Here is a 23,719-nt window from a genome sequence, read left to right on the forward strand (position 1 = left end):
AAGGAGCGCCCCACGTGAGCAGAGATCGAGTTCGTGTCGTTGTCACCGGGCTCGGCGTGACAACGCCCCTCGGCGGAGACGTCGCCTCGTCCTGGTCGGCGCTCCTCGCCGGGCAGTCCGGCGTGCGGCCCCTCACCGAGGACTGGGTCGACACCCTGCCGGTGAAGTTCGCCGCCAAGGTCGCCGTCGAACCGGGTGAGGTGCTGCCCCGCCCCGAGGCCCGCCGCCTGGACCGTGCCGAGCAGTTCGCGCTCATCGCGGCCCGCGAGGCCTGGCGGGACGCCGGGACACCGAAGGTCGCGCCCGACCGGCTCGGCGTCGTCGTCGGCAGCGGCATCGGCGGCATCACCACGATCCTGGCCGCCTACGACACCTACAAGGAGAAGGGCTGGCAGCGGCTGTCGCCCTTCACCGTCCCCATGCTCATGCCCAACGGCTCGGCCGGATGGATCAGCATCGAGCTCGGCGCCACCGCCGGCGTCCACGCGACCGTGAGCGCCTGCGCCACCGGCGCCGAGTCCGTCGGCTACGCCATGGAGATGATCAGGACGGGACGGGCGGACGTCGTCGTGGCCGGCGGCACCGAGGCCGCCATCCACCCGCTGAACATCGCCTCCTTCGCCGCCATGCGCGCCATGTCCACGCGCAACGACGACCCCTCGCACGCCTCGCGTCCCTGGGACGCCGGCCGCGACGGGTTCGTCCTGGGCGAGGGGGCGGGCATCATCGTCCTTGAGTCCGAGGAGCACGCCCTGGCCCGCGGCGCGCGCATCTACGCCGAGGCCGCCGGCGTCGGCTACTCCTCCGACGCCCACCACATCGCCCAGCCCGAGCCGACGGGCGCCGGCATCCGCAGCGCGGCCCGCAAGGTGCTGGAGGACGCCGGGCTCACCGGACGCGACATCCTGCACGTCAACGCGCACGCCACCTCCACTCCGGCGGGGGACGTCGTGGAGGCGATCGCCATCCAGGAGATCATCGGTGACCACCCGTTCGTGACGGCCACCAAGTCCTCCACCGGACACCTGCTCGGCGGCGCCGGCGGCATCGAGTCGGTCTTCACCATCAAGGCCCTGTACGACCGCGTGGTCCCGCCCACCATCAACATCGACGACCTCGACGAAGGAGTCGAGGTCGACATCGTGCGCGGCGAGCCGCGCAAGCTCCCCGAGGGCCAGATCGCCGCGATCAACAACTCGTTCGGCTTCGGCGGGCACAACGTCGCCGTGGCCTTCACCAGCGCCTGAGTGGGAGAGCCCGTGACCGTGCTCGACGACGGGGTGACGGCCCAGGCTCACGAACAGCAGCCTGCCGACCCTCGCGATCCGCATGCGCGTCTGACCGCCCTGTTCGACCAGGGCACGGTCCAGCCGCTCTCCCCCGACGACGACCGCAGCGGCACGCTGGCCGCCATGGGGCGCGTGGAGGGCGTGCCGGTGGTGGCGTTCGCGAGCGACGCGCGGATCCAGGGCGGTGCCATGGGCACCGCCGGTTGCGAGCACATCGTGCACGCCTACGACGTCGCGGTCCGCGAGCGGGTCCCGGTCGTCGGCCTGTGGCACTCCGGCGGCGCCCGGCTCGCCGAGGGCGTCGAGTCCCTGCACGCCGTCGGCCGGGTCTTCGCCGCGATGACCCGCGCCTCGGGGCTGGTCCCGCAGATCTCCGTGGTGCTCGGTCCGGCCGCCGGCGGCGCCGCCTACGGGCCGGCCCTCACCGACCTGGTGATCCTGTCCGACCAGGGCCGCATCTTCGTCACCGGCCCCGACGTCGTGCGCAGCGTCACCGGCGAGCAGATCGACATGGCCGCCCTGGGCGGCCCCGAGCCGCACAGCAGGCGCAGCGGCGTCGTCCACGTCGTCACCAAGACCGACGGCGAGGCCCTGCTGCAGGCACGCCGCCTGGCCGTGCTGCTCGGCCACCAGGGCCGCCTGCGCCCCGAGTCGGTGCAGGACGTCGACTTCTCCGGCCTGCTGCCCGACCGGGCGCGCCGCGCGTACTCCGTGCACCCCCTGGTCACCGGCCTGCTGGACGAGCCCGGGGTGGAGCTGCACCCCAAGTGGGCGCCCAACATCGTCACCACGCTGGGCCGCCTCGGCGGCCGCACGGTCGGCGTCATCGCCAACAACCCGATGCGGCTGGCCGGCTGCCTCGACTCCGCCTCGGCCGAGAAGGCCGCCCGGTTCGTGCGCATGTGCGATGCCTTCGGGGTGCCGCTGGTCGTCCTGGTGGACGTCCCCGGCTATCTTCCCGGCGTCGGCCAGGAGCACGACGGCGTCGTCCGGCGCGGCGCCAAGCTCCTGCACGCCTTCGCCGAGGCGTCGGTGCCCCGGGTCACGCTGGTCACCCGCAAGGCCTACGGCGGGGCGTACGTCGCGATGAACTCCCGGGCGCTGGGCGCCACCAGGGTGTTCGCCTGGCCGACCGCCGAGGTCGCCGTCATGGGGGCCCTGGCCGCCGTGCGCGTGCTCAAGCGGCGCGAGATCGCCGCCGCCCCCGAGGAGGAGCGCTCCGCCGTGGAGGCTCGGCTCGCCGAGGAACACGAGAAGATCGCCGGCGGCCTCGACCGGGCCATCCAGATCGGCGTGGTGGACGAGGTCATCAAGCCCGCCGAGACCCGCGGCGCCATCGCCAGGGTCCTCGCCCAGGCCACCCCCGCACGCGGCGCCCACGGCAACATCCCGCTGTAGCCGGGAACGGCCCCTGCTTTCCGAGGCTCACCGGGGCTCACGAAAAAGGTTCCGCACCGGCGTTCCGGTTGCGGAACCCTCTCACATCGCCGCGTCACACCGCCGGCCTCCCGGCGGCCGAGCGGCAGCCGAACCTGCTGTTCGCCGCCGCCCGGCATGTCGGCGGGATCCGGACGGCACCGCCGCGTCACACCGCCGCGTGCAGCCACCGGACCGGGGCGCCGTCGCCGGCGTACCGGAACGGCTCGAGCTCCTCGTCCCACTGTTTGCCGAGCAGCTTGTCGAGTTCCTCCTCAAGGACCACCCGGCCCTGCGCCGCCATCAGCATCACGTTGCGCAGCCTGTCCTCGGGCACCATGATGTCGCCGGACACGCCGATCATCGCCGTGAAGGCGCCGAGCGTCGGCGTGTAGGCATGCCGCGAGCCGTCCACGCCCGGCGAGGCATCCTCGGTGATCTCAAAACGGATGCGCTGCCAGCCCATGAGGGACGACGTGATCGCCGCGGCCGTGCCGGGACGACCTTCCCACTCGGCCTGTGTGCGCACGGTGCCAGGCTGGGCTGGCTGCGGGGTCCACGACAGGTCGACGGGTATGCCAAGGACACCCGCGACCGCCCATTCGATGTGCGGGCACAGCGCGGGCTGAGCCGAGTGGACGTACAGCACGCCACGAGCAGACACCGGACCTCCCGTTTCGTACGAGGTGCGCCTTCCCCAACGTCCTCATACTGGGATGATCACAAGTGACTGAGGGAGAGACTACCGTCCGTCGTGGCGGGGCACCAGAGCCGGGTCATACCTAATCACGCTTGACAACTCTCCGCATAGGGAAAGATGCATCCTGTGATTGCCGTCCCTATGCGCTCCCTATAAGGAGTCCCCCCGTGAACGTGCAGGCCGTCGAACACCTCCCCGGCCGCCGCGCCTTCATCCGCCCGGGCGAGCTGCTCGCCCGCTCCCCCGACGCCGCCGGGCGGTGGACCCAGTCGGCGCACCACACCGACGGACTGTTCCTGTTGCGCCTGTCGCACGGGGCGGACCCGTGCGAGATCGCCGCCTCGTTGCGTGAGAGGGGGCAGGACGCCTCGCCCAACCATGTCGTCGTGGGGCAGCCGCTGTTCTTCGGCGGCCCCTCCGGCGCCCCGCGGCCCGCGCCCGCCCTCGCCCTGGGCGGCGGCGAGCCGTCCGGGGTGACGGCCGCGGTGCTGGACACCGGCCTCGCCCCGCACCCCTGGTTCACCGGCGCCGACTGGTTCCCCGGCCAGCCGGGCGAGGTCCTCGACGCCGACGGCGACGGCCTTCTCGACGGCCAGGCGGGGCACGGCACGTTCATCGCGGGGCTGCTGCTGCGCCAGGCGCCGGGCATCCGGCTGCGCGTCGTGCGGGCTCTGGACAGCCACGGCGTGGGCGACGAGGCCGGCGTGCTGCGCGCCCTCGGCGCCCTGCGTGAGGCGCCCGTCGACGTGCTGGTGCTGTCCTTCGGCTGCCACACCTACGACGACCGGGCGTCGCCTCTGGTGGAACGCGCTCTGGCCGCGCTCACCGGCACCGTGGTCGTCGCCTGCGCGGGCAACACCGCCTCCTCGCGGCCCTTCTGGCCCGCCGCGCTGCCCGGAGTGATCGCCGTGGGCGCCCTCGACTCGGCCGAGGTCACCCGGGCCCGCTTCTCCGCCTACGGCCCCTGGGTGGACGCGTGCGCGCGTGGTGAGGCCTTGACCAGCAGTTTCGTGGACTTTCACCCATTCGACGGCTATGCCATGTGGAGTGGTACGTCGTTCGCGGCCGCCGTCGTGGGCGGGGCCATCGCCGCCGCCGCACGCCGCATGCCAACCGGCGAGGCGGCACACCAGGTCCTGCACGCCACCGGCACCCGATTTCCCGATCTCGGGGTCCACGTCGCCGGTCCTCGCTAGTCTGATCACCGAGTGCGATTCCCCCATCACGCGAAGTGTTCCCATGCCATACGACCTCGACCTCCTCGACGAGACGGCCTGGCGCGACCTGGTCTCCCGCTTCGGGCACCGCATGTGGGCCGTGGCCCGGGCCACCGGGCTCGACCCCGCCGACGCGGGCGACGCCGTCCAGGCCGCCTGGCTGCGCCTGCTCGAAAGCGGGCACACCATCCGCGACCCCGAGCGCGTCGGCGGCTGGCTGATCACCACCACCCGGCACGAGGCCATGCGCATCGGCCGGGCGCGGGCGGGCGCCCGGCCCTCCGGCCTGCCCACCGACCTGCCACCCCCCAGCGGCGCCGATCCGCCGGGCTCCGGCGGCGGCGATCCGGTCGCGGCGTTGCTCAGCGACGACCAGGGACGGCGGCTCTGGGCGGCCGTCGACACCCTGCCCCGGCCGTGCGGGGCCCTGGTGCGGTTGATCGTCCTGGCGCCCGACGCCAGCTACGCCCAGCTGTCCCGGCGGCTGGGCATGCCCATCGGCAGCATCGGCCCCACCCGCATCCGCTGCCTCAAACGCCTGAGATCACTCGTGGAGGACCAGCGATGACCGACGACGACCACCTGCTGGCCGCCCTTCGTCTCGCGGCCGGCGCCGATCCCGTCCCGGCCCATGTCATCACCGACGCTCAGGCCGTCCACGCCCTGCGCCTGCCCGACGCCGTCATCGCCGACCTGGTCCCGCTCCACGACTCGCCACCCGGGCCCGAGGCCGAGGACTCGCCGCCGCACCGGGACGTCTCCCCGGTTGAGGTCCATCGCCTGCTCGACGGCCGTCCACCAGGATCACCCGGCGAGGGCAGGTCCGCGCCCCGGTTCGGCCGCCCGCTCGGCGCGGCGTCCTTCTCCGGCACCCGGCCGCCGCCGTCCGGCACCCGGCCGCCCGTCTCCGGCGTCCGGCCGCCGTTCGCGCGGGCCAAGCCGCCGGCCGGGGTGCGTTCCGACGGGCACGCGTCCGAGGGAGAGCCGCGCCTGCTGCGCTTCGCCGCCGAGGAGCTCACCATCGACGTCGAGATCACGGTCTGCGACTCCCATCTCGACCTGGCCGGCCAGGTGCTCCCCGCCCCGGGCGAAGGAGCCCGCGTCGAGATCAGGACACCCCACGTCAGCAAGATGCGCCTGCCCACCGAGACCGGGGAGTTCGCCACCACAGGACTGCCCCACGGATGGGTGAGCGTCGTGTACCACCGCACCGGCGCCCCACCCGTGGCCACCCGCTGGCAGTGCGTCCGCCCATGACCCCCGACCCCCTGACGACGACCGCCCCCCTCAGCCGCCCTTCGACCGAGCCGCCCGAGCACCGCCACCTGGTCGCGGCGGCCGAGCGGGCGGTCGAGGGTTCGGGGGCCGACCCCGAACGGGCGCGCCGGGACGCGCTCGCCGTTCTCGACCGGGCGAGGGCGTGGGGCTGCCGGGAGGCCGAGTCGATCGCCCACCGCGCGCTCGGCCTGGCCGCGCGCGAGCTGGGAGACCTCCGGCCCGCCGCCGACCATCTGGACCAGGCGGTCCGCGTGGCCCGCGACCTGCCCGGACGCGCGGCCCAGGCGCGGATGTCGCTGGTCGCGGTCCGCACGGAACTCGGCGACCCCGTCGGCGCCCTCCGCGTCGCCGACCTCGCCGAGGGCGGCCTCGGCGGCCTGGACGCCGCGCGGCTCGGCGTCCAGCGCTCGGTGGCCCTGGTGCGCCTCGGCCGTCCTGGGGAGGCGGTGGCGCACTGCGACCGGGCCGTCGAACGGCTCACCGGAGCCGGCGACCCCCGCTTCCTGGCGGGCGCGCTGCTCAACCGGGGCCTCGCGCACACCTTCCTCGAAGACTACGACGCGGCGTCACGCGACCTGTCCGCCTGTGCGGCCCTCGCCCGGGACGCCGGGCTCGACCACATCGCCACCCTCGCCGAGGCCAACGTGCCGTTCGTCGCCGCCCGGCGCGGGGACGTCCAGGCCGCCTTCACCGGCTACGAGGCAGCCGAGCGCGCGCTGACGGGATATCCCGAACGGCTCGCCGCCATGCGCGCCGACTTCGCGGGCGCGCTGCTGGCCGCCTATCTCCCCGGGGAGGCCCGCGCGCTGCTCAGGCAGGCCGTCCCCGACCTCGCCGCCACCGGGGCCCTGGTCGCGCTGGCCGAGTCACGGTTGCTGCTGGCGCAGGTCGAACTGCTCGTCGGCGACCCCTACCAGGCGCGGGCGGCCGCCGAGGCGGCGGCCCGCGAGCTGGACGGCCAAGGCCGCGACGCCTGGGTCCCGCTGGCCGAGGAAGTGATCCTGCGCTCGCGCATCGCCGTCGAGCGGCCGTCGCCACGGCTGGCGGAGCAGGCCCGCTCCCTGGCCGCCCGGCTCGCCGCCCACGGATGGCCCGCCCCCGCCGCCGCCCTCCGCCTCACCGCCGCGGAGCTCACCACGGCCGGGCCCACCGACGCCGGAGGTTCGGTGCCCGATGTGGTGGAGGGCGATCTGGAGTTCGTCATCAACGGGGCGCCGGCGGCGGGGAGGGCGCACCGGGTCGTGCGCCATCATGCGGTGGCGCTCCGGCACAGTCTCCGGGGCGATCCGCCGGCCGCGTTCTCCGCGCTGCGCGAGGGTCTTAGGGAGGCCGCCGCGGGCAGCGAGCGGCTGAGCGACCCCGGAGTGCGGGCGCACGCGGTACGGGCGGGTGAGCGGCTCGCCGGGTTCGGCCTGTCGCTGGCCCTGCGTGACGGGCGGCCGGACACCGTCCTCGGCTGGGCCGAGCACTGCCGCGCGGTCGCCCGGGGGCACGCCGGGGAGGCCATGCCGATCGATCACCTGCGCGCCGCGCTGGGCGGCGCCGCGCTGGTGCAACTGGTGCGCCACGACGACCTGCTCGCCGCCGTGGTCGTCACCGCCGAACATCGCGTGCTGCGGTCGCTCGGCTCCTACACCGAGGCGGCCGAGGCGACGATCCGGCTGCGGTACGGCCTGCGGCGAGCCGGTCTGCGCGACACCGGCTCCGGCCCGCCCGGGGTGGCGGTGGAGGCCGGGGCCCTCGCGGCACGGCTCGTGGACCCGCTGGCCGCCGACATCGCCGATCGCCCACTGGTGATCGTGCCGACCGGAGCGCTTCACACGCTCCCATGGGCGACGCTGCCGCCGTTGCACGGCCGGGCCCTGTGCGTCGCCGCCAGCGCCGGCGCCTGGCTCACCGCCACCTCCCGTCACCCTGACCCGCCCTCCGGCGTCCGGCCGTCCCCCGCGCCGGTACCACCGTCCGACGGTGTCGCCGGCCCTGTTGTGGTGGGTGCGCCGCTGGTGGCGGCCGTGGCCGGGCCGGGGCTGGAGCACGCGGGCACCGAGGCGGCGAGGGTCGTCCGCGCCTACCAGGAGGCCGCCCGCACCGCGACGACCCGCCGGCCGCCCGGTGACCCGGCCGCCACGGCGGTGCGCGTCGCCGCCACCACGGCCGGCGTGCTCGCCGCGCTCGGCCGGGCCGAGGTCGTGCACATCGCCGCCCACGGGTTCTTCTCGGCGCGCAGCCCGCTGCTGTCGCGCATCGCCCTGGACGACGGAGCGCTGATGGCGTACGACCTGCTGGGACTGCGCCGGACGCCGTGGCTGGTGGTGCTGTCGGCCTGTGACGCGGGCATGGCCCACGCGCCGGTCGACGGGACCGCCCTGGGGCTGGCCGGCGCCTTCCTCGACCAGGGCTCGGCCTGCGTGATCGCCGGACTGGTCCCCGTGCGCGACGAGGAGGCGCTCACCCTGATGACGCTGCTGCACAAGCTGCTGGTGCGCGGGCACGCTCCGGCCGAGGCGCTGGCCATCGCGTCGGAGCGCACCGGCGTGCACGGGTTCGCCTGCTTCGGCTCCCTCGGCCACCCCCTCCGGTCGCACGACCGATGAGGGGCACTCTCTACACGCACGACACCGGGGCGCCGCCTTTTGTGGCCACACGGCCGCCGAGAAGCCGTTCTTCCTCCAGGACGCCGCGTCCCTCCCCTGCCCGGCCCGTCGAGACGACGGTCGCCGGCTCTCGCCGGACAGGGGCCACGTGCCGGGCATCGAGCCGGAAGGGCCGTAAAGGTCGAAAGATCAGGTCATAATCCATGCGTGGGCGGGCGGAGCAGGCGGTCGTTTCTTCGGCTCGGCGGGATGGTCGCGGCCGGGCTCGTGGTCCCGGGGTCGGCGGGGCCGGTGGGGGAAGGCGCCCTCACCGCTCTGTTCGCCGGTCATTTCGCCCGGTTGCGGCGACGGTGGCGCGAGGTGACGGCCGGGACGGGGTTCGATCCCGCGGCCGAGCCGTACCGCGCCCGGCTGGCCGCCCTCGGGGCGAGGGCCGCACGGCACCGTGATGCCATGGCGCCCGCCGACGCGTGGGTGTGGCCGGACCGGCCGTTCCCGTCGTTCGTCTCCACCCTGGAGCGGCTGCGCGCCATGGCCCGCGCCTACGCCCTGCCAGGGACCGGGCTGACCGGCGACCCCGGCCTGGCCGCCGCGGTGGCGGCGGGCATCGACCACTACCGGCGGCGCGTGTACGCGGCGGACGCCGAGGAGGTGGGCAACTGGTGGCACTGGCAGATCGGCGTCCCGAAGCGACTGCTGGACGCGGCCGTCCTGATCGGCCCCCACCTCACCGACGCGCAGAGCAGGGCACTCAGGGACGCGGTCGATCACTTCGTCCCCGAGCGCCGTCTGGCCTCCTACAGCGGCACCAGCACCGGGGCCAACCGCGTGGACCTGTGCGTGGTCATGCTGCTGTGCGCCATGCTGAGGTCCGACCCGCGCAAGGCGGCCCTGGCGGTCTCGGCCCTGTCCCCCGTCTTCCCCTACGTCCGCGACGGTGACGGGTTCTACCGGGACGGCTCCTTCATCCAGCACACCTACGTCCCCTACCAGGGCGCGTACGGGGCATCGCTGCTGTCCGGCCTGGCGACGCTGTTCGCCGTGCTGCGCGGATCTCCCTGGGAGATCGACGACCCGAACGCGCAGGTGGTCTTCGACAGCGTCGAGAACGCGTTCGCACCGGTGGTGCACGACGGCTTCTGCATGGACATGGTGCGCGGACGCGGCGTCGCCAGGAGGCCGTACGGCGACCACGGCAGGGGGCACCAGATCGCCGCCGCGACCCTGCTGCTCGGTGAGTCCGCCTCCGCCGCCGAACGGGCGCGCTGGCGGGCCATGGTGAAGGGGTGGGCGCTGCGGGACACCTGCGTGCCCATGCTCGGCACGGCCGAGGCGGTCGACCTCGGCTTCCACGCCCGCCTGTCCGCGGTCCTCGCCGACGACGCCGTCCCGGCGGCCGCGGAGCCGGTCGGGCACCGGCTGATGGCGATGAGCGCCCGCGCGGTGCACCGCAGGCCCGGCTGGTGCGCGGGGCTGAGCATGGCCTCCTCGCGCATCGGCCACTACGAGCACGGCAACGGCGAGAACCCGCGGGGCTGGCACACCGGCTCGGGGATGCTCTACTGGTGGGCCGAGGGTCATGGCGACCAGTACTCCGACTCCTTCTGGCCGACCGTGGACCCCTATCGGCTGCCCGGCACGACCGTCTCGACCCGGCGGCTGGCCGACGGCGCCGGCGAGGGATGGGGCGACACCTGCCCGCCGGGGCGCTGGGTGGGCGGCGCGACCGACGGCGTGTACGCCACGGTCGGCCAGCATCTGAACGGCCTGGAGAGCACGATGGAGGCGTTCAAGTCCTGGGTGTTCCTGGACGACGCCGTGGTGTGCCTGGGCGCGGGGATCACCTCCCGCGACGGCGTCCCGGTCGAGACGATCGTCGACAACCGCCGCACCGGCGCGGCGCTCATGGTGGAGGCCACCTGGGCGCATCTGACCGGGCATGGTGGTTACGTCCTGCCCGGCGGCGCGCCCCTGCGCACGGTGCGAGAGCGACGACGAAGCGAGGGCCCCGAACCGGCCGGACGGGATTACGTGACACTGTGGCTCGACCACGGGGTGGACCCCGTCTCGGCGGGCTACGTGTACCTGCTCCTGCCGGGCGCGAGCCTCGCGACCACGCGGGCCCGCGCCGCCGACCCCGGCTGGGCGCAGGTGCTCGCCAACACCCCGCGCCTGCAGAGCGTCCACGTCCCCTCGCTCGGCATCACCGCCGTCAACTTCTGGGACGCCGGGGCCGCGGGCGGGCTGTCCGCCTCCGCGCCGTGCGCCGTCCTGGTCAGGGAGCCCGGCGACGGCACGGCCACGGTCACCGTGGCCGACCCCCGCCGGGACCTCACGGAACTCACCGTCACCTGGCGCCGCCCGGTGGCGGAGGTCCTCCACGGGCACCCGCTGGTGACCGGCGCGCGGACCGGCGCGGCGCTCACCCTCGGCCTCGGCCGGCTCGCGGACCGGGAAGGCGCCTCCCACACGATCACCGTGCGCCTCGGCTAGCCGCCGGTGCGCCGCCCCCGTACGGCGGACGGGCCGCCGTACGGCGGACGGGCCGCCGTACGGACGCGCCGGGCCGGGGCGGTCAGCCTTTCTCGACCGGGCGGGAGGAGTCGGCGACCCAGTTGGACCAGGAGCCGACGTACAGGGCGGCGTGGACGCCCGCGATCTCCATCGCCAGCACCTCGTGGGCGGCGGTGACGCCGGAGCCGCAGTACGCGCCCACCGGCACCTCGGGCAGGGCCCCGAAGGAGATGAAGCGCTCGCGGAGGAACTCGGCGGGGTGGAACCGCCCCGACGGGTCCACGTTCTCCATCGTGGGCGCGCTGACGGCGCCGGGGATGTGCCCGGCGACCGGGTCGATCGGCTCGACCTCGCCGCGGTACCGCTCGGCGCCCCGGGCGTCGAGCAGCACCCCCTCCCCGGCCAGCGCGCCCGCCTGCGCGGCGTCCAGCATCGGCATCCCGCCCGGACGGGCGGTGAAGTCGCCGGGCTCGACGGCCGGCTCCTCCTTGGTCACCGGGTGGCCTTCCTCGGCCCACCTGCGGTAGCCGCCGTCGAGCACGCGCACGTCGGGGTGCCCGAAGTAGCGGAGCGTCCACCACGCGCGGGCCGCCGCCGTGGAATCGGCCTCGTCGTAGACCACGACCCTTCGCGAGGCCGACACCCCGAGGCGGCGCATGGCCTCCTGGAAGGCGCCGGCGTCCGGCAGCGGGTGGCGGCCGCCCGCGCCGGGCGGGGCGGCGAGGTCGCGGTCCAGGTCGCAGAAGACCGCGCCGGGGAGGTGCCCCTCGCGGTAGGAGTCGATGCCGGGCGCGCCTACCAGCCGCCACCGCACATCAAGGATCGTCGCGTCGCCAAGGTCACCAGGACTGATCAACGGGCTCATGGGAATTCCGGGGCGGACGCCCTGCCGTGTCGGCCATGGGAGGTAGCCCCTTGCCTCCTTCTCGTGTGCGTGTGGTGGCCGGTCTCCGGCCCGCCCCCTGCTGGTCGCGGCCGTCACCGGTGGTGAGAAGGTCACCGGCCCGCGTTCCCGGAGTCAACCACGCCGGGCGTCCGCCGCACCAGGTGATCGGCGTGTCGTCTGTGGCACCCCTACGGAGGCGTCACGGTGGCCCGCCCGCCGGGACGGGCCGGGACCTCGGCGGTCCCGGCGGTCCGGGCGGGGCGGCGCCGCGCGCGGCCGGCGCCGCGCGGGCGCCGGAGGGTGTCAGCTCGCCGAGCGGGCGGTCGCCTCGGACAGGGCCTTGGCGAAGGCCAGCACGTTGCCGACGGCCTCCGGTCCATCGGCGGCCTCGCTCACGCGAAGCGAGAGGTCGTCGGCGGTGATGGCGCCGGTGTACCCGTGGTCGGCCTCGCAGTTCTCATCTCCGCAGGTGGCCGGCTCGAGATCGACGTGGGAGATGGCGCCCCAGCCGATGGTGAGCGTCACCTCGGTCGGCGGCACCCCCGGCACGTACGCCGCGGGGTCGGGGACCACCCGAGTGACCGCCACCGACTGGACGCGGCTCAGGCGCACCGCCTCGGTGGTGGTGGAGGCGTGAGAGGTGGGCATGCCATCGGCGGGCGGGTGCTCGTCGGTGTGGCACACCAGGAGCCGCGTGGGTGAGAGGATCACGACGGTGACATGCCTGCGGACCTCCATCGCAGGGTCGAATGTGGCCTCATGGTGGACGACGAACGCCGTCACCTGCTCCTTACCCAGCGCGGATTCCGCCGCGTCGGCCACGAGATCGGGGTAGTAACCGCTGCGTTCGATAGCCTCGCGCAAACCAGCGGCCGAGACTCGGGTTTCCCTCATGGGTCCATCCTGCCCTGTCTCGGCACGGTGTTTCACCTCATGGGCGCTCACCTTGGGCGCCCTTCGGCCTGGGAGAGCCCGCGCCGCGCCGCGATCGGCGACCATCCGCCGCTTCCACCACAGCAGACGTCCGCCGTCACTTCCACAGGCGGCCTTCTACGCTCAGGGCGAGCGTGTGGCTCGCGCGGCGTCCGGTCGTGAAACGAACAGCGCGACGCCCGGCGGAACCGCGCCCCCCTTCGCCGGAGGTGCCCGGCTCATCGGAGACGGCGCGGGCCCCGGTCCGGGCGCGGGCCGACGCCGCCCCGCAGCAGGGCGCGGGCGCCGACCACGCTGACCCCCAACTCCCCCACCAGCACCGGGTCCAGCACCAGCCGCACCACTCCCGGCAGCTCGTCGGCCAGCCGTCCCACCCGGATCAGCAGGTCCTCCAGCGCGCCGACCGCCACGGGCGGGTACCCGTGGCGCCCGAACAGCAGCGGCGCGGCGCGGACCGACCGCACCAGCGCCGCGGCGTCCTCCGCGGTGAGCGGCGCCAGCCGGAACGCCTCGTCGCCGAGCAGCCGGGCCGTGATGTCGCCGAGCCCGAAGGACACGACGGCGCCGAAGTCGGCGTCGTCCACGGCCCTGACCACGGTCGCCACGGCGGGCTGGGGCGCCATCCGCTGGACCGACAGCCTCACCCCTGGTCCGAGCCGCGCCGCCAGGTCGTCGTAGGCCAGCCGGACGCCGCCGGCGTCGGACAGGCCGAGCCGCACCGTGCCCGCCCGGTGGGAGATCTCCGGGTCGTCGGCGCGCACCACCACCGGCCAGCCCAGCTCCCGCGCCGCCTCGACGGCCTCCTCCGAGCAGGAGACGATCCGTGAGGGCCAGACGTGCACGCCGTAGCAGGCGAGCAACTCGGTGGCGTCGGCCTCCACCGCCCCGGCGACCGGCGACGCCGCCGGCCCTTCGCGGGCGGCCAGGGACGCCGGCCCCTGTGGGGGGGTGGTCTCCCCATCGGCGGCCCCCTCCTCGGGCGGCCGCCGTGAAGGCTCCTGCCGGTCCTGTCCGCGGGCGCCGTCATGCGCCTCGGGAGAGGCGAGCACGCGGTCGACCACCACCCTGGCCGCCGCGGTGTCGACGTCCGGCAGGCCGGGGGGCATGCCGGGCGGCGTACGGCGCCACAGGGCGTGGCGGACCACGTGGGCCAGAGCGCGCACGGCCTCCTCGGCGGCCGGATAGGACGGGATGGACCCCTTGCCGGGGTCGCCGCCCTCCCCTGGGACGCGCAGCTCCTCCGGCATCCCCATGCGGCCCTCGAAGGTGGCCAGCAGCGGCTTGCCGGTCTCCTCGGCCACCCGGACCAGCTCGGCCGCGACCTCGGCGGCGTTTCCCGGCACCGGCGGCATGTAGATCGCGACGATGGCGTCCACCTGGCAGTCCATGTCCGCCAGCGCCCGGCGGTAGTCCAGGGCCCCGGCGCGGGCGCCGAGGTTGGCCGGCGGGCACGGCTCCAGCCCGGCCGCCACGCACGCGTCCACGGCCAGCAGCGCCATCGCGTCGGAGTTGCTGACCACCCCGACCCTCGGCCCCTCGGGCAGCGGCTGGTAGGCGAGCAGTTGCGCGACGTCGAAGAGCTGCGCGAGGTCGTCCACCCTGATCACCCCGGCCTGCTCGAAGAGCGCGGTCAGCGCGGTGTCCGGCAGCCCGAGCACCGGGGCCGCGTGCCCGACCGGCACGCCCTGGGTGACGCCGCCGCTCTTGACGACGACGATCGGCTTCTCGCGGGCCGTCCGCCGGGCCAGCCGGGCGAACTTGCGCGGGTTTCCCAGCGACTCCAGGTAGAGCAGGATCACGTCGGTGGCCGGGTCCTGCTCCCAGTACTGCAGCAGGTCGTTGCCGGACACGTCGGCCCGGTTGCCGGCGGACACGAACGTCGAGATGCCCATGCCCCGCTGCGCCACCCGCTGCAGCAGCGCGGTGCCGAGCGCGCCGGACTGGCTGAAGAAGCCGACCCGCCCTCTGCCGGGCAGCCGGGCGGCGAGGGTGGCGTTCAGGCGGACCTTGGGGTCGGTGTTGGCGATGCCCAGGCAGTTCGGCCCGACCACGCGAAGGCCGTAAGCGCGGGCGATGCGCACCAGTTCGTCCTGGCGGGCACGGCCCTCGGGTCCGGTCTCGCCGAAGCCGGACGAGACGACCACCAGGCCCCTGACGCCCTTCTCCGCGCACTCCTCGACCACGTCCAGCACGGCGTCGGCGGGGACGGCGACCACGGCCAGGTCCACGTCACCGTCGATCGCCGAGACGCTCTTGTAGGCCCGGACGCCGGCGACCGCGCGCACCTCGCGGTGCACCGGGTACACCGGACCGTTGAAGTCGGCGCCGAGGAGGTTGCGCAGCACGGTCTGGCCGATGCCGCCGGCCTCGCGGCCCGCGCCCACGACGACGACGGAGGTGGGGGTGAGCAGCCGCTCGATCGAGCGGGCCTCCGCCCGGTGCTCGCGTGCCATGGTGACCTCGCGGGAGGTCTCCGTGGTCGCCAGGTCCAGCGTCATCCGCACGACGCCGTCCTCGAACTGGCTCTGCGCCGTGTAGCCCGCGTGACGGAAGAACGCCATCATGCGGCTGTTGGCCGGCAGCACGTCGGCGATGAAGGACCTGATCCCGCGTTCCCGCGCCGCGGCCCGCAGGTGTTCCATGAGCACCGAGGCGACGCCCCTGCCCTGGTGGGCGTCCTCGACGAGGAACGCCACCTCGGCCGCGTCCTGCCGGCCCAGGCGGTCGAAGCGGACGACCGCCACCATCTCGGTGCCGAGAGTCGCGATCATCGCCACCCGGTCCACGTAGTCGACGGTGGTGAACCAGGCCACCTCGCGGTCAGACAGCCGCGGACGCGGGCCGAAGAACCGGAAGTAGATCGACTGTTCCGACAGCCGGGAGTAGAAGGCGCGGAGGATGTCGCCGTCCTCGGGCCGGATGGGACGCACGTGTACGGTGCCCCCGTCGGCGAGCACGACGTCGGCCTCCCAGTGGGCCGGGTAGTGAGGTTCCACATTGATGAGGGTAAGCGGCCGTCTGTCCGATTCGTTGGGCAACGCTTGTGCATCGACTGTGCACGGGTGTCCGCTCTATGCCCCACGCCCCGGCTTGAAGCTGTTAGGTTTTCTGTCAGCAGCCTCCTGTAGTGCCAGCAAGGTGGTGACATCATGACCCGGGTTGTCGTGGTGGGCGATCTGATGACCGATGCGGTCGCACGCGCCCGCTACCCTCTCGCCAGGGCAAGCGACACTCCGGCCGTCGTCACCATGCACGGTGGCGGCTCCGGGGCGAACATCGCGTCCTGGCTCGCCGTCGAGGGCGCCGAGGTCGCGTTCGTCGGCCGCCGCGGCGCCGACATCACCGGCCGTAACCGTGACATGGAGCTCATGGGGTACGGCGTGGACGCCCGCCTCGTGATGGATCCCGAACGGCCGACCGGCACCTGCGTCGTGCTCGTCACCCACAAGGGCGAACGCACCCTGCTGTCCGACCCCGGCGCCAACGCCGCGCTGTCTCCCGAAGACCTGCCGCGCGACCTGTTCGCCCAGGGCGGTCACCTGCACGTCTCGGGGTACACCCTGCTGAACGACGGCTCGCGTGACGCCGGGCTGGCCGCGCTCGACCACGCCCGCCGCGCCGGCATGTCGATCTCCATCGACTGCGCCTCGGCGGCACCGCTCGAGCGCACCGGCGCCGAGCCGTTCCTCGAGTGGACCCACAGCGCCAAGCTGCTGTTCGCCAACGACGCCCAGGCCAAGGTGCTGACCGGCCGCGACGACCCCGCCTCCGCCGCCAAGGTGCTCACCGCCTGGTTCCCGCAGGTCGTGATCAAGATGGGCGCCGAGGGCTCCCTGTGGTACACCAACAATCGGCCCGAGCCGGTCCGCGCGCCCGCCGATCACATCGAGCGGATCGTCGACGGCACCGGCGCGGGCGACGCCTTCACCGCGGGCTTCCTGCAGCCGTGGCTGGAGGGCAAGCAGCCGGCCGACGCGCTGGCCGCGGGCAACGCCCTGGCCGCCAAGGCCATCAGCAACCTCGGCGCCCGCCCCCGCCTCTGACCCACCACGCCACTCACACCTCCGGCACCGACCGTTCCCACCCCGCCTCGGCGCTGCCGCTCGACGGCGTGCGCCGGGCGTCGGCGAGCGCTCCCGCCGCGCCCGCGATCTTCTCGCCGCGTCCTGACCGTTCCCACTGGGGGTCGCCGACCGGTGTCGCCGGGGCGGTGGTGCGGCTCGCCATGTGCGACCTCTCTGTCAGTTGATGGGTCAGACCCCATCGGGAGGTACTCGTCTACCTCATCTCTGTCAGTTGGTGGTGGCGAGGGCCAGGGGCAGGACGGCCGGGGCGCCGGACTGGCGGAGCAGGGCGGCCGCGATGGTCATGGTCCACCCCGTGTCGACGCGGTCGTCCACGAGCAGCACCGGGCCGCCGGTGAGATCGGCCTCCGGCGGCGCCAGCGTGCCCCGCAGCGCGCGCACCCGCTGGGCGCTGTTGTGCTGACGCCCGGGAGGGCCCTGCCGGTAGGTCAGTGAGCCGAGGTGGCGCAGCCGGCCGATGGTGGCCAGCCGCTCACCCAGGGTGGAGACCAGCAGCGGCCTGGTCGCGGACGGCATGGTCACCACCGCCACCGGGCGCTCGGCCCAGCGCCACGCGCTCAGCACCGCGACCACCGCGTCGAACACCTCGTCGGGCACCGGCCCGTCGGGCGCCCCCTCGGCCAGCAGCCGCCGCAGGACGTTGCCCCAGCCGATGTCGGTGAGCCGGCCGAGGGCGCGCCCCGGCTCCGCCGCGATCTCGGGGCGGATGCGGCCGGACAGGCCGAGCTCTTTGAGGCCCGTGGGCCACTGGCGGCGCGGCTCGACCTCCACGCCTGGGCGGTGCAGCCGCTCGCGGGCCCGGTGGACGGCGGCGGAGGCGATCTCGACCGGACGGTGCGCGCCCGTGCAGTTGTCGCAGCGGCCGCAGGGCTTGGCGGTGGCGTCGTCCAGGTGACGACGGAGATACTCCTCGCGGCACTCGGTGGTGGAGATGTAGCCGAGCATGGCGCGTTGCTCGGCCGCCCGCTCGGCGGCGACCCGGGCGTACCTGTCGGCGTCGTAGGCCCACGGCCGGCCGGTGGCCTGCCAGCCGCCCTTGACCCGTTTGACGGCGCCGTCCACGTCCAGGACCTTCAGCATCATCTCGAGCCGGTTGCGACTGAGATCGACCCGGGTCTCCAGCGCGGCCGTGGACATCATGCCTCCTGCGGCCAGGGTGTCGAGCGTGGCTCGCACGACCGGCTCGGGGGGAAACGCCAGCGAGGCGAAATAGGCCCAGATGTCGCGGTCTTCCGGCCCGGGGAGCAGGATCACCTCGGCCCGCTCGACCCCGCGCCCGGCCCGGCCGACCTGCTGGTAGTACGCCACCGGCGACGCCGGGGCGCCGACGTGGATGACGAAGCCGAGATCGGGCTTGTCGAACCCCATGCCGAGGGCCGAGGTGGCGACCAGGGCCTTCAGCCGGTTGCCGAGCAGGGCCTGCTCGGCGGCGAGGCGTTCGGCCGGGTCGGTCTGGCCGGAGTAGGCCGCCACCTCGTGCCCCTGGTCGCGCAGGTAGGCCGCGATCTCCTGGGTGGCGGCGACGGTGAGGGTGTAGATGATGCCCGAGCCCGGCAGGTCGCGCAGCGTCTCGGCGAGCCAGGCCAGCCGCTGCTCGGCCGTGCCCAGCCGGACGACCCCGAGGTGGAGGCTGTCGCGCTCGAGCGGGCCCCGCAGCACGAGCGTGCCGCCGTCGGACGCGCCGGAAGGCGCCTGCGGCGAAGAGCCGGACGAGGCGTCGGAGAGGGCATCGGATGAGGCACCGGACATGACATCGGATGGGGCGCCGGACAGGGCACCGGAGCCGGAAGGGGCGCCGGCGGAGGAGCCGGTGCCCAGTTGCTCGGCGACGTCGCGGGTGACCCGGGCGTTGGCGGTGGCGGTGGTGGCGAGCACCGGCACGCCCGGCGGGAGGTCGGCCAGTAGGGTGCGCAGCCGGCGGTAGTCAGGACGGAAGTCATGACCCCAGTCGGAGATGCAGTGGGCCTCGTCGACGACCACCAGGCCGGCCCCGGCCGCGAGCTTCGGCAGGATGAAGTCGCGGAAGTCGGGGTTGTTGAGCCGTTCGGGGCTGACGAGCAGCACGTCGACCTCGCCGGCCTCGACCTCGGCGTGGACGGTGTCCCACTCGTCGATGTTCGCCGAGTTGATCGTGGCGGCGTGGACGCCCGCCCGTTCGGCGGCGGCGATCTGGTTGCGCATCAGGGCGAGCAGCGGCGAGACGATCACCGTCGGCCCCGCGCCCCGCGCCCGCAGCAGGGCGGTCGCGATGAAGTACACCGCCGACTTGCCCCACCCGGTGCGCTGCACCACGAGCGCGCGCCGCCGATCGACGACCAGCGCCCGGATGGCGGACCACTGGTCATCGCGCAGAGCCGCGTGATCGCCCGCGAGCTCCCGCAGCTTCAGCTCGGCCTCGGCCCGCAGGCCACTGTCGTCAACCATGACTCCTTGCTATCAGGTCCGGGCGACCTTTCCGGCCGCCCGCGCCACGCCTGTGGACGACCCGCGCCCCTCAGGCGCCGTCCCCGGACGGTGGAACGGCGGTGGAGCGGCGGTGGAACTGCGGTGGCGCAGGTTGGAAGGGGGGAGGGGAAGGCGCCAGGGATCCGCGGTGCGCCGGGAGGTAAAAGGGCTTCGTGTCGCGGAGTGCCTCTGGGCTTCGGCACAATGTTCGATATGGCCCGACGGACTACCACGCCCCCGCAAGACGAGGACTTCGAGGAGCGAATCGTCGACATCGACGTTTCGACCGAGATGCGCACCAGCTACCTGGAGTACGCCTACTCCGTGATCTACCAGCGCGCCCTTCCCGACGCGCGCGACGGTCTGAAGCCGGTTCAGCGCCGCATCCTCTACTCGATGAGCGAGATGGGCCTGCGCCCCGACCGGGGGCACGTCAAGTCCTCCCGCGTCGTGGGCGACGTGATGGGCAAGCTCCACCCGCACGGCGACACCGCGATCTACGACGCGCTCGTGCGCATGGCGCAGCCGTTCTCGATGCGGCTGCCGCTGGTCGACGGCCACGGCAACTTCGGCTCGCCCGACGACCAGCCGGCCGCCATGCGGTACACCGAGGCGCGCCTGGCCGCCGCGGCCATGCTCATGGTCCAGTCGATCGACGAGGACGTCGTCGACTTCAAGCCCAACTACGACGGCCAGGAGACCGAGCCGACGGTCCTGTCCAGCGCCTTCCCCAACCTCCTGGTGAACGGCGCGGCGGGCATCGCGGTCGGCATGGCGACCAACATGGCCCCGCACAACCTCGTCGAGGTCGTCGCCGCCGCCCGCCACCTGATCAAGAGGCCGGACGCCTCCCTGGACGAGCTGATGCGGTTCGTGCCGGGCCCCGACCTGCCGACCGGCGGGTCGATCATCGGCCTGGCGGGCATCCGCGACGCCTACGAGACCGGCCGCGGCACCTTCCGCATGCGGGCCAAGGCGACCATCGAGCAGGTCACCCCGCGCCGCAAGGGCATCGTCGTCACCGAACTGCCCTTCAACGTCGGCCCGGAACGGGTCATCACCAAGATCAAGGAACTGGTGACCTCCAAGAGGCTCTCGGGCATCTCCGACCTGAAGGACCTCACCGACCGGCACAAGGGCCTGCGCCTGGTCATCGAGGTCAAGAACGGCTTCCACCCCGAGGCCGTGCTCGCCGAGCTCTACCGCCTCACCCCGATGGAAGAGACCTTCGGCATCAACAACGTGGCGCTGGTCGACGGCCAGCCCCGCACGCTGGGCCTGAAGGAGCTGCTGCAGGTCTACGTCGACCACCGCATCGAGGTGGTGCGCCGCCGCTCCACCTACCGCCGGCGCAAGCGCGAGGACCGCCTCCACCTGGTCGACGGCCTCATCATCGCCCTGCTCAACATCGACGAGGTCATCCAGGTCATCCGCTCCTCGGAGGACTCCGCCGAGGCGCGCTCGCGGCTCATGCAGATCTTCGAGCTGTCGGAGATCCAGGCGAACTACATCCTCGACACGCCGCTGCGCCGCCTCACCCGCTACGACAAGCTGGAACTCGAGCGCGAACGGCAGACCCTGCAGGACGAGATCGCCGAGCTGACCGCGATCCTGTCCTCGGAGGACCGCCTCCGCAAGGTCGTCTCCGACGAGCTGGCCGAGGTCTCCAAGACCTACGGCACCCCTCGCCGCACCGTCCTGCTGGAAGGCGGCCCGGTGACGACGCCGGGCGCCATCCCGCTGGAGGTCGCCGACGACCCGTGCCAGGTGCTGCTGTCCTCGACGGGCCTGCTGGCCCGCACCGCGGACGCCTCGCCGCTGGGGTCGGGCGACGAACGCTCGGCGCACGACGTCCTGGTCTCGGTCGTCCGCTCCACCGTGCGCGGCGAGGTGGGGGTGGTGACCTCCGCCGGCCGCCTGATCAGGGTGTCGGTGGTCGACCTGCCGACGCTGCCGCCGTCGGCGAGCCCGCCGTCGCTGTCGGGCGGCCACCCGGTCAGCGAGTACGTGACGCTGAACGCCGGCGAACTGGTCGTCGGCCTCGGCTCACTCGACCCGGAAGGCGCGGGGCTGGCCCTGGGCACCGCGCAGGGCATGGTGAAGCGGGTCGTGCCCGAATACCCGGCCAACCGCAACGACTTCGAGGTCATCGGCCTCAAGCCCGGCGACAGCGTGGTCGGCGCCGTCGAGCTGACCTCGGAGGAGCACGACCTGGTGTTCATCACCTCCGACGCCCAGTTGCTGCGCTACTCCGCCTCGTCGGTGCGCCCGCAGGGGCGCCCGGCCGGCGGCATGACCGGCATCCGGCTGGACGGCGGCGCGAAGGTCGTCTGGTTCGGCGTCGTCGACCCGGCGCGCGAGGCCCGCGTGGTGACCGTCGCCGGTGCGGCCACGGCGCTGCCCGGCACCGAGACCGGAGGCGCCAAGGTCTCCGACTACGCCGAGTACCCGCCCAAGGGCCGCGCCACGGGCGGCGTGCGGGCCCAGCGCTTCCTCAAGGGCGAGGACGTGCTCATCCTCGCCTGGGCGGGCCCGGCCCCGATCAAGGCCGTGTCGTCCACGGGCAAGCCGGTCGAGCTGCCGGTCGAGCTGGGACGCCGCGACGGCTCGGGCGTGCGCCTGAGCGCTCCGGTCGCCGCCATCGGCGGAGCGCTCGGCAGCGCCGCGGACGACGACCTGGACGCCTCCCCCGCCGATGGGCGGTCCCTGGACGCGGCCGAGACGCCCTGAGCGCCGGCCGCCGGACGCCCGCCGGCGGCCCGGGGAGACGAGCGTGAGGGTTCCAGGCTCGGCCGCTTCTCGGCGTGAACCTGAGCCGGCTCGGCCGCTCCTCGGCATGGACTTGAGCCGGGCTCGGCCGCTCCTCGGCGTGAAACCGGGGGTGGCCGGGGTGGCCGGGGCCGGGGTGGCGGTGAGCCGCGCGCCGGCCGGCCGGCGCGCGGAAGGGTCAGCCGGCGTCGCAGAGGCAGAAGGGGTGGCCCGCGGGGTCGAGGAAGACGGTGAAGTTGCCGTCGAACTCGCCGGGCTGGTGCGGGTGCTTGACGGCGCCGAGGGCGAGCACCTCGATCTCGGCCTGCTTGCGGTCGTCCACGGTGAGGTCCAGGTGCGCCTGCTGGGGATGCTCGGCGCTCGGCCAGTTGGGCGGCTGGTAACTCTCGGCCCGCTGGAACGACAGCTTGACCTGGCCGCCGTCGCTGAGGCTGACCCACTCATCGTCCTCGTAGGCGACCTTCCAGCCGATCACGGACGCGTAGAACTCGGCCAGCGGCCTGGGGTCGGGACAGTCGAGCACGATATTCCGCAAGCGCGCGATCTCCGCCATTGTCACTCCCGTTTCTCCGCCGTACCCGTGCGGCACCAGCGAGCACCCTACAGTGGTGTCGCCGGGCCCGGCATTTCGTTGTCACCTGTCCGGCCGGTTCGACGAAGCGCGGCCGTGATCCGCCTACCCGATGGGAGAAGGTCAAACGGCGTCCCAAGAGCGGGACCCGGCGGCGGCGAGCGAGAGGGACGTGATCCCGCCGATCCGGTGCGGACGAGGATATCGGCCGGGCCGGCGCCCACAGGGATCCCGGCCGGGCCGGTGCGGACAGGGATCCCGGCCGGGCCGGTGCGGACAGGGATCTCGGCCGGGCCGGTGCGGACGGGGATCTCGGCCGGGCCGGTGCGGGAGAATGGCGGCATGGCCGTCACCTCGTTCATGGTGCCGCTGGGCACCCCCGCGCCTGAGTTCGACCTGCCGTCCATCGACGGTGGCCGCGTGTCGCTGGCCGGGCTCCGGCAGGCCCCGGCGACGCTGGTGGTCTTCCTGTCCAACCACTGCCCCTACGTGCGCCGCATCGAGGAGGGCATCGGCGCGCTGGCCGCCGACTACAGCGACCGGGTCACCACGGTGGCCGTCTGCAGCAACGACGTGGTGAACTACCCCGACGACGACGCCGAGCACCTGGCCGAGCAGGCCGAGCGCGCCGGTTTCGGCTTCCCCTACCTGGTCGACGAGTCGCAGGAGGTGGGCAGGGCCTACCACGCCGCCTGCACGCCGGACTTCTTCCTCTACGACGCCGGCCGCCGCCTGGCCTACCGCGGCGAGTTCGACGACGCGCGGCCGTCCAACCAGGTTCCGGTGACCGGCTCGTCGCTGCGCCGCGCCATCGACGCGGTGCTCGCCGGGCGGCCGGTCCCCGGCCCGCAGAACCCCAGCCTCGGCTGCGGCATCAAGTGGAAGCCGGGGAACGACTAGTGTCCCGCGCCTGAAATTCGTCCCAAATATTTAGCGAGTGATTCGAGGATCTCCTCGGCGGTCTTGGTCCATACGAAGGGTTTGGGGTTCTGGTTCCAGTGGGCGATCCAGGCGCGGATGTC

At 73.9% G+C, this 23,719-nt stretch carries 17 protein-coding genes and 1 pseudogene; 10 read left to right on the plus strand and 8 right to left on the minus strand.

Translation table 11 applies throughout. From position 1 onward, the window contains the following. Positions 1 to 14: 14 nt before the first annotated feature. Both fabF and ACFQSB_RS37860 read left to right on the plus strand, forming a co-directional pair. Complete coding sequence (gene fabF / locus ACFQSB_RS37855; RefSeq protein ID WP_380831986.1) at positions 15 to 1,247, plus strand: beta-ketoacyl-ACP synthase II; 1,233 nt, start codon at positions 15 to 17, stop codon at positions 1,245 to 1,247. A 12-nt stretch (positions 1,248 to 1,259) separates the two neighbouring features. Then, a complete protein-coding gene (locus ACFQSB_RS37860) occupies positions 1,260 to 2,687 on the plus strand; it encodes an acyl-CoA carboxylase subunit beta (RefSeq protein ID WP_380831987.1) in 1,428 nt (475 codons plus the stop codon). Between the two features lie 187 nt (positions 2,688 to 2,874). Here the strand turns inward: ACFQSB_RS37860 and ACFQSB_RS37865 are convergent, their stop codons facing one another. After that, on the minus strand, positions 2,875 to 3,369 hold the full coding sequence (locus ACFQSB_RS37865) for a DUF3145 domain-containing protein (RefSeq protein ID WP_354917701.1): 495 nt from the start codon (positions 3,367 to 3,369) through the stop codon (positions 2,875 to 2,877). Positions 3,370 to 3,572: 203 nt separating this feature from the next. Between ACFQSB_RS37865 and ACFQSB_RS37870 the strand changes: the two genes are divergently transcribed. The 5 genes from ACFQSB_RS37870 (at position 3,573) to ACFQSB_RS37890 (ending at position 10,987) form a co-directional block, all read left to right on the plus strand. Further along, positions 3,573 to 4,601, plus strand: coding sequence for a S8 family peptidase (locus ACFQSB_RS37870; protein ID WP_380831989.1), 1,029 nt, complete (start codon positions 3,573 to 3,575; stop codon positions 4,599 to 4,601). A 43-nt stretch (positions 4,602 to 4,644) separates the two neighbouring features. Continuing rightward, the gene (locus ACFQSB_RS37875; protein WP_380831991.1) at positions 4,645 to 5,190 is read left to right on the plus strand and encodes an RNA polymerase sigma factor; all 546 of its coding nucleotides are present in this window, start codon (positions 4,645 to 4,647) and stop codon (positions 5,188 to 5,190) included. Further along, positions 5,187 to 5,879, plus strand: coding sequence for a hypothetical protein (locus ACFQSB_RS37880; protein WP_380831993.1), 693 nt, complete (start codon positions 5,187 to 5,189; stop codon positions 5,877 to 5,879). The genes ACFQSB_RS37875 and ACFQSB_RS37880 overlap by 4 nt, the downstream gene beginning before the upstream one ends. After that, entirely contained in the window at positions 5,876 to 8,494 is a 2,619-nt protein-coding gene (locus ACFQSB_RS37885; RefSeq protein WP_380831994.1) for a CHAT domain-containing protein, read from the plus strand. Before ACFQSB_RS37880 ends, ACFQSB_RS37885 begins: the two co-directional genes overlap by 4 nt. 207 nt (positions 8,495 to 8,701) lie before the next feature. Next, on the plus strand, positions 8,702 to 10,987 hold the full coding sequence (locus ACFQSB_RS37890; RefSeq protein WP_380831996.1) for a polysaccharide lyase 8 family protein: 2,286 nt from the start codon (positions 8,702 to 8,704) through the stop codon (positions 10,985 to 10,987). 82 nt (positions 10,988 to 11,069) lie between these two features. On the opposite strand, the gene ACFQSB_RS37895 is transcribed toward ACFQSB_RS37890, so the two are convergent. The 3 genes from ACFQSB_RS37895 to ACFQSB_RS37905 form a co-directional block, all read right to left on the minus strand. Further along, positions 11,070 to 11,873, minus strand: coding sequence for a sulfurtransferase (locus ACFQSB_RS37895; protein WP_354917683.1), 804 nt, complete (start codon positions 11,871 to 11,873; stop codon positions 11,070 to 11,072). Between the two features lie 324 nt (positions 11,874 to 12,197). Next, on the minus strand, positions 12,198 to 12,788 hold the full coding sequence (locus ACFQSB_RS37900) for a DUF5998 family protein (protein WP_354848421.1): 591 nt from the start codon (positions 12,786 to 12,788) through the stop codon (positions 12,198 to 12,200). Between the two features lie 257 nt (positions 12,789 to 13,045). Further along, positions 13,046 to 15,823, minus strand: coding sequence for a bifunctional acetate--CoA ligase family protein/GNAT family N-acetyltransferase (locus ACFQSB_RS37905; protein WP_380831999.1), 2,778 nt, complete (start codon positions 15,821 to 15,823; stop codon positions 13,046 to 13,048). Between the two features lie 153 nt (positions 15,824 to 15,976). On the opposite strand from ACFQSB_RS37905, the gene ACFQSB_RS37910 reads away from it, so the two are divergent. Continuing rightward, entirely contained in the window at positions 15,977 to 16,870 is an 894-nt protein-coding gene (locus ACFQSB_RS37910; protein ID WP_380832001.1) for a carbohydrate kinase family protein, read from the plus strand. A 13-nt stretch (positions 16,871 to 16,883) separates the two neighbouring features. Here the strand turns inward: ACFQSB_RS37910 and ACFQSB_RS37915 are convergent, their stop codons facing one another. Together ACFQSB_RS37915 and ACFQSB_RS37920 are read right to left on the minus strand one after the other, a co-directional pair. Beyond that, complete coding sequence (locus ACFQSB_RS37915; protein ID WP_380832003.1) at positions 16,884 to 17,054, minus strand: hypothetical protein; 171 nt, start codon at positions 17,052 to 17,054, stop codon at positions 16,884 to 16,886. 65 nt (positions 17,055 to 17,119) lie between these two features. Further along, positions 17,120 to 19,336 (minus strand): RecQ family ATP-dependent DNA helicase, encoded by a 2,217-nt coding sequence (locus ACFQSB_RS37920; protein ID WP_380832005.1) that lies wholly within the window; start codon positions 19,334 to 19,336, stop codon positions 17,120 to 17,122. A gap of 234 nt (positions 19,337 to 19,570) precedes the next feature. Between ACFQSB_RS37920 and ACFQSB_RS37925 the strand changes: the two genes are divergently transcribed. Continuing rightward, positions 19,571 to 22,087, plus strand: coding sequence for a DNA gyrase/topoisomerase IV subunit A (locus ACFQSB_RS37925; protein ID WP_380832007.1), 2,517 nt, complete (start codon positions 19,571 to 19,573; stop codon positions 22,085 to 22,087). Between the two features lie 217 nt (positions 22,088 to 22,304). Here the strand turns inward: ACFQSB_RS37925 and ACFQSB_RS37930 are convergent, their stop codons facing one another. Then, positions 22,305 to 22,679 (minus strand): VOC family protein, encoded by a 375-nt coding sequence (locus ACFQSB_RS37930; RefSeq protein WP_380832009.1) that lies wholly within the window; start codon positions 22,677 to 22,679, stop codon positions 22,305 to 22,307. 360 nt (positions 22,680 to 23,039) lie between these two features. Here ACFQSB_RS37930 and ACFQSB_RS37935 point away from each other — a divergent pair, with 360 nt between their 5' ends. After that, entirely contained in the window at positions 23,040 to 23,597 is a 558-nt protein-coding gene (locus ACFQSB_RS37935; protein WP_380832011.1) for a thioredoxin family protein, read from the plus strand. Here ACFQSB_RS37935 and ACFQSB_RS37940 read toward each other — a convergent pair. Next, positions 23,594 to 23,719: pseudogene (locus ACFQSB_RS37940) on the minus strand (IS630 family transposase); the annotation flags it as partial. The gene ACFQSB_RS37935 and the pseudogene ACFQSB_RS37940 sit on opposite strands and share 4 nt — an antisense overlap.

The sequence above is a fragment of the Sphaerisporangium rhizosphaerae genome (assembly GCF_042665155.1).
In the GTDB taxonomy this organism is placed as follows: domain Bacteria; phylum Actinomycetota; class Actinomycetes; order Streptosporangiales; family Streptosporangiaceae; genus Sphaerisporangium; species Sphaerisporangium rhizosphaerae.

Bases quoted from the DNA above. Each gene is read 5' to 3' on its own strand.
- ACFQSB_RS37875 (WP_380831991.1), top strand. From the start codon at position 4,645: ATGCCATACGACCTCGACCTCCTCGACGAGACGGCCTGGCGCGACCTG.
- ACFQSB_RS37880 (WP_380831993.1), top strand. From the start codon at position 5,187: ATGACCGACGACGACCACCTGCTGGCCGCCCTTCGTCTCGCGGCCGGC.
- ACFQSB_RS37885 (WP_380831994.1), top strand. From the start codon at position 5,876: ATGACCCCCGACCCCCTGACGACGACCGCCCCCCTCAGCCGCCCTTCG.
- ACFQSB_RS37895 (WP_354917683.1), bottom strand. From the start codon at position 11,873: ATGAGCCCGTTGATCAGTCCTGGTGACCTTGGCGACGCGACGATCCTT.
- ACFQSB_RS37900 (WP_354848421.1), bottom strand. From the start codon at position 12,788: ATGAGGGAAACCCGAGTCTCGGCCGCTGGTTTGCGCGAGGCTATCGAA.
- ACFQSB_RS37910 (WP_380832001.1), top strand. From the start codon at position 15,977: ATGACCCGGGTTGTCGTGGTGGGCGATCTGATGACCGATGCGGTCGCA.
- ACFQSB_RS37915 (WP_380832003.1), bottom strand. From the start codon at position 17,054: ATGGCGAGCCGCACCACCGCCCCGGCGACACCGGTCGGCGACCCCCAG.
- ACFQSB_RS37920 (WP_380832005.1), bottom strand. From the start codon at position 19,336: ATGGTTGACGACAGTGGCCTGCGGGCCGAGGCCGAGCTGAAGCTGCGG.
- ACFQSB_RS37925 (WP_380832007.1), top strand. From the start codon at position 19,571: ATGGCCCGACGGACTACCACGCCCCCGCAAGACGAGGACTTCGAGGAG.
- ACFQSB_RS37930 (WP_380832009.1), bottom strand. From the start codon at position 22,679: ATGGCGGAGATCGCGCGCTTGCGGAATATCGTGCTCGACTGTCCCGAC.
- ACFQSB_RS37935 (WP_380832011.1), top strand. From the start codon at position 23,040: ATGGCCGTCACCTCGTTCATGGTGCCGCTGGGCACCCCCGCGCCTGAG.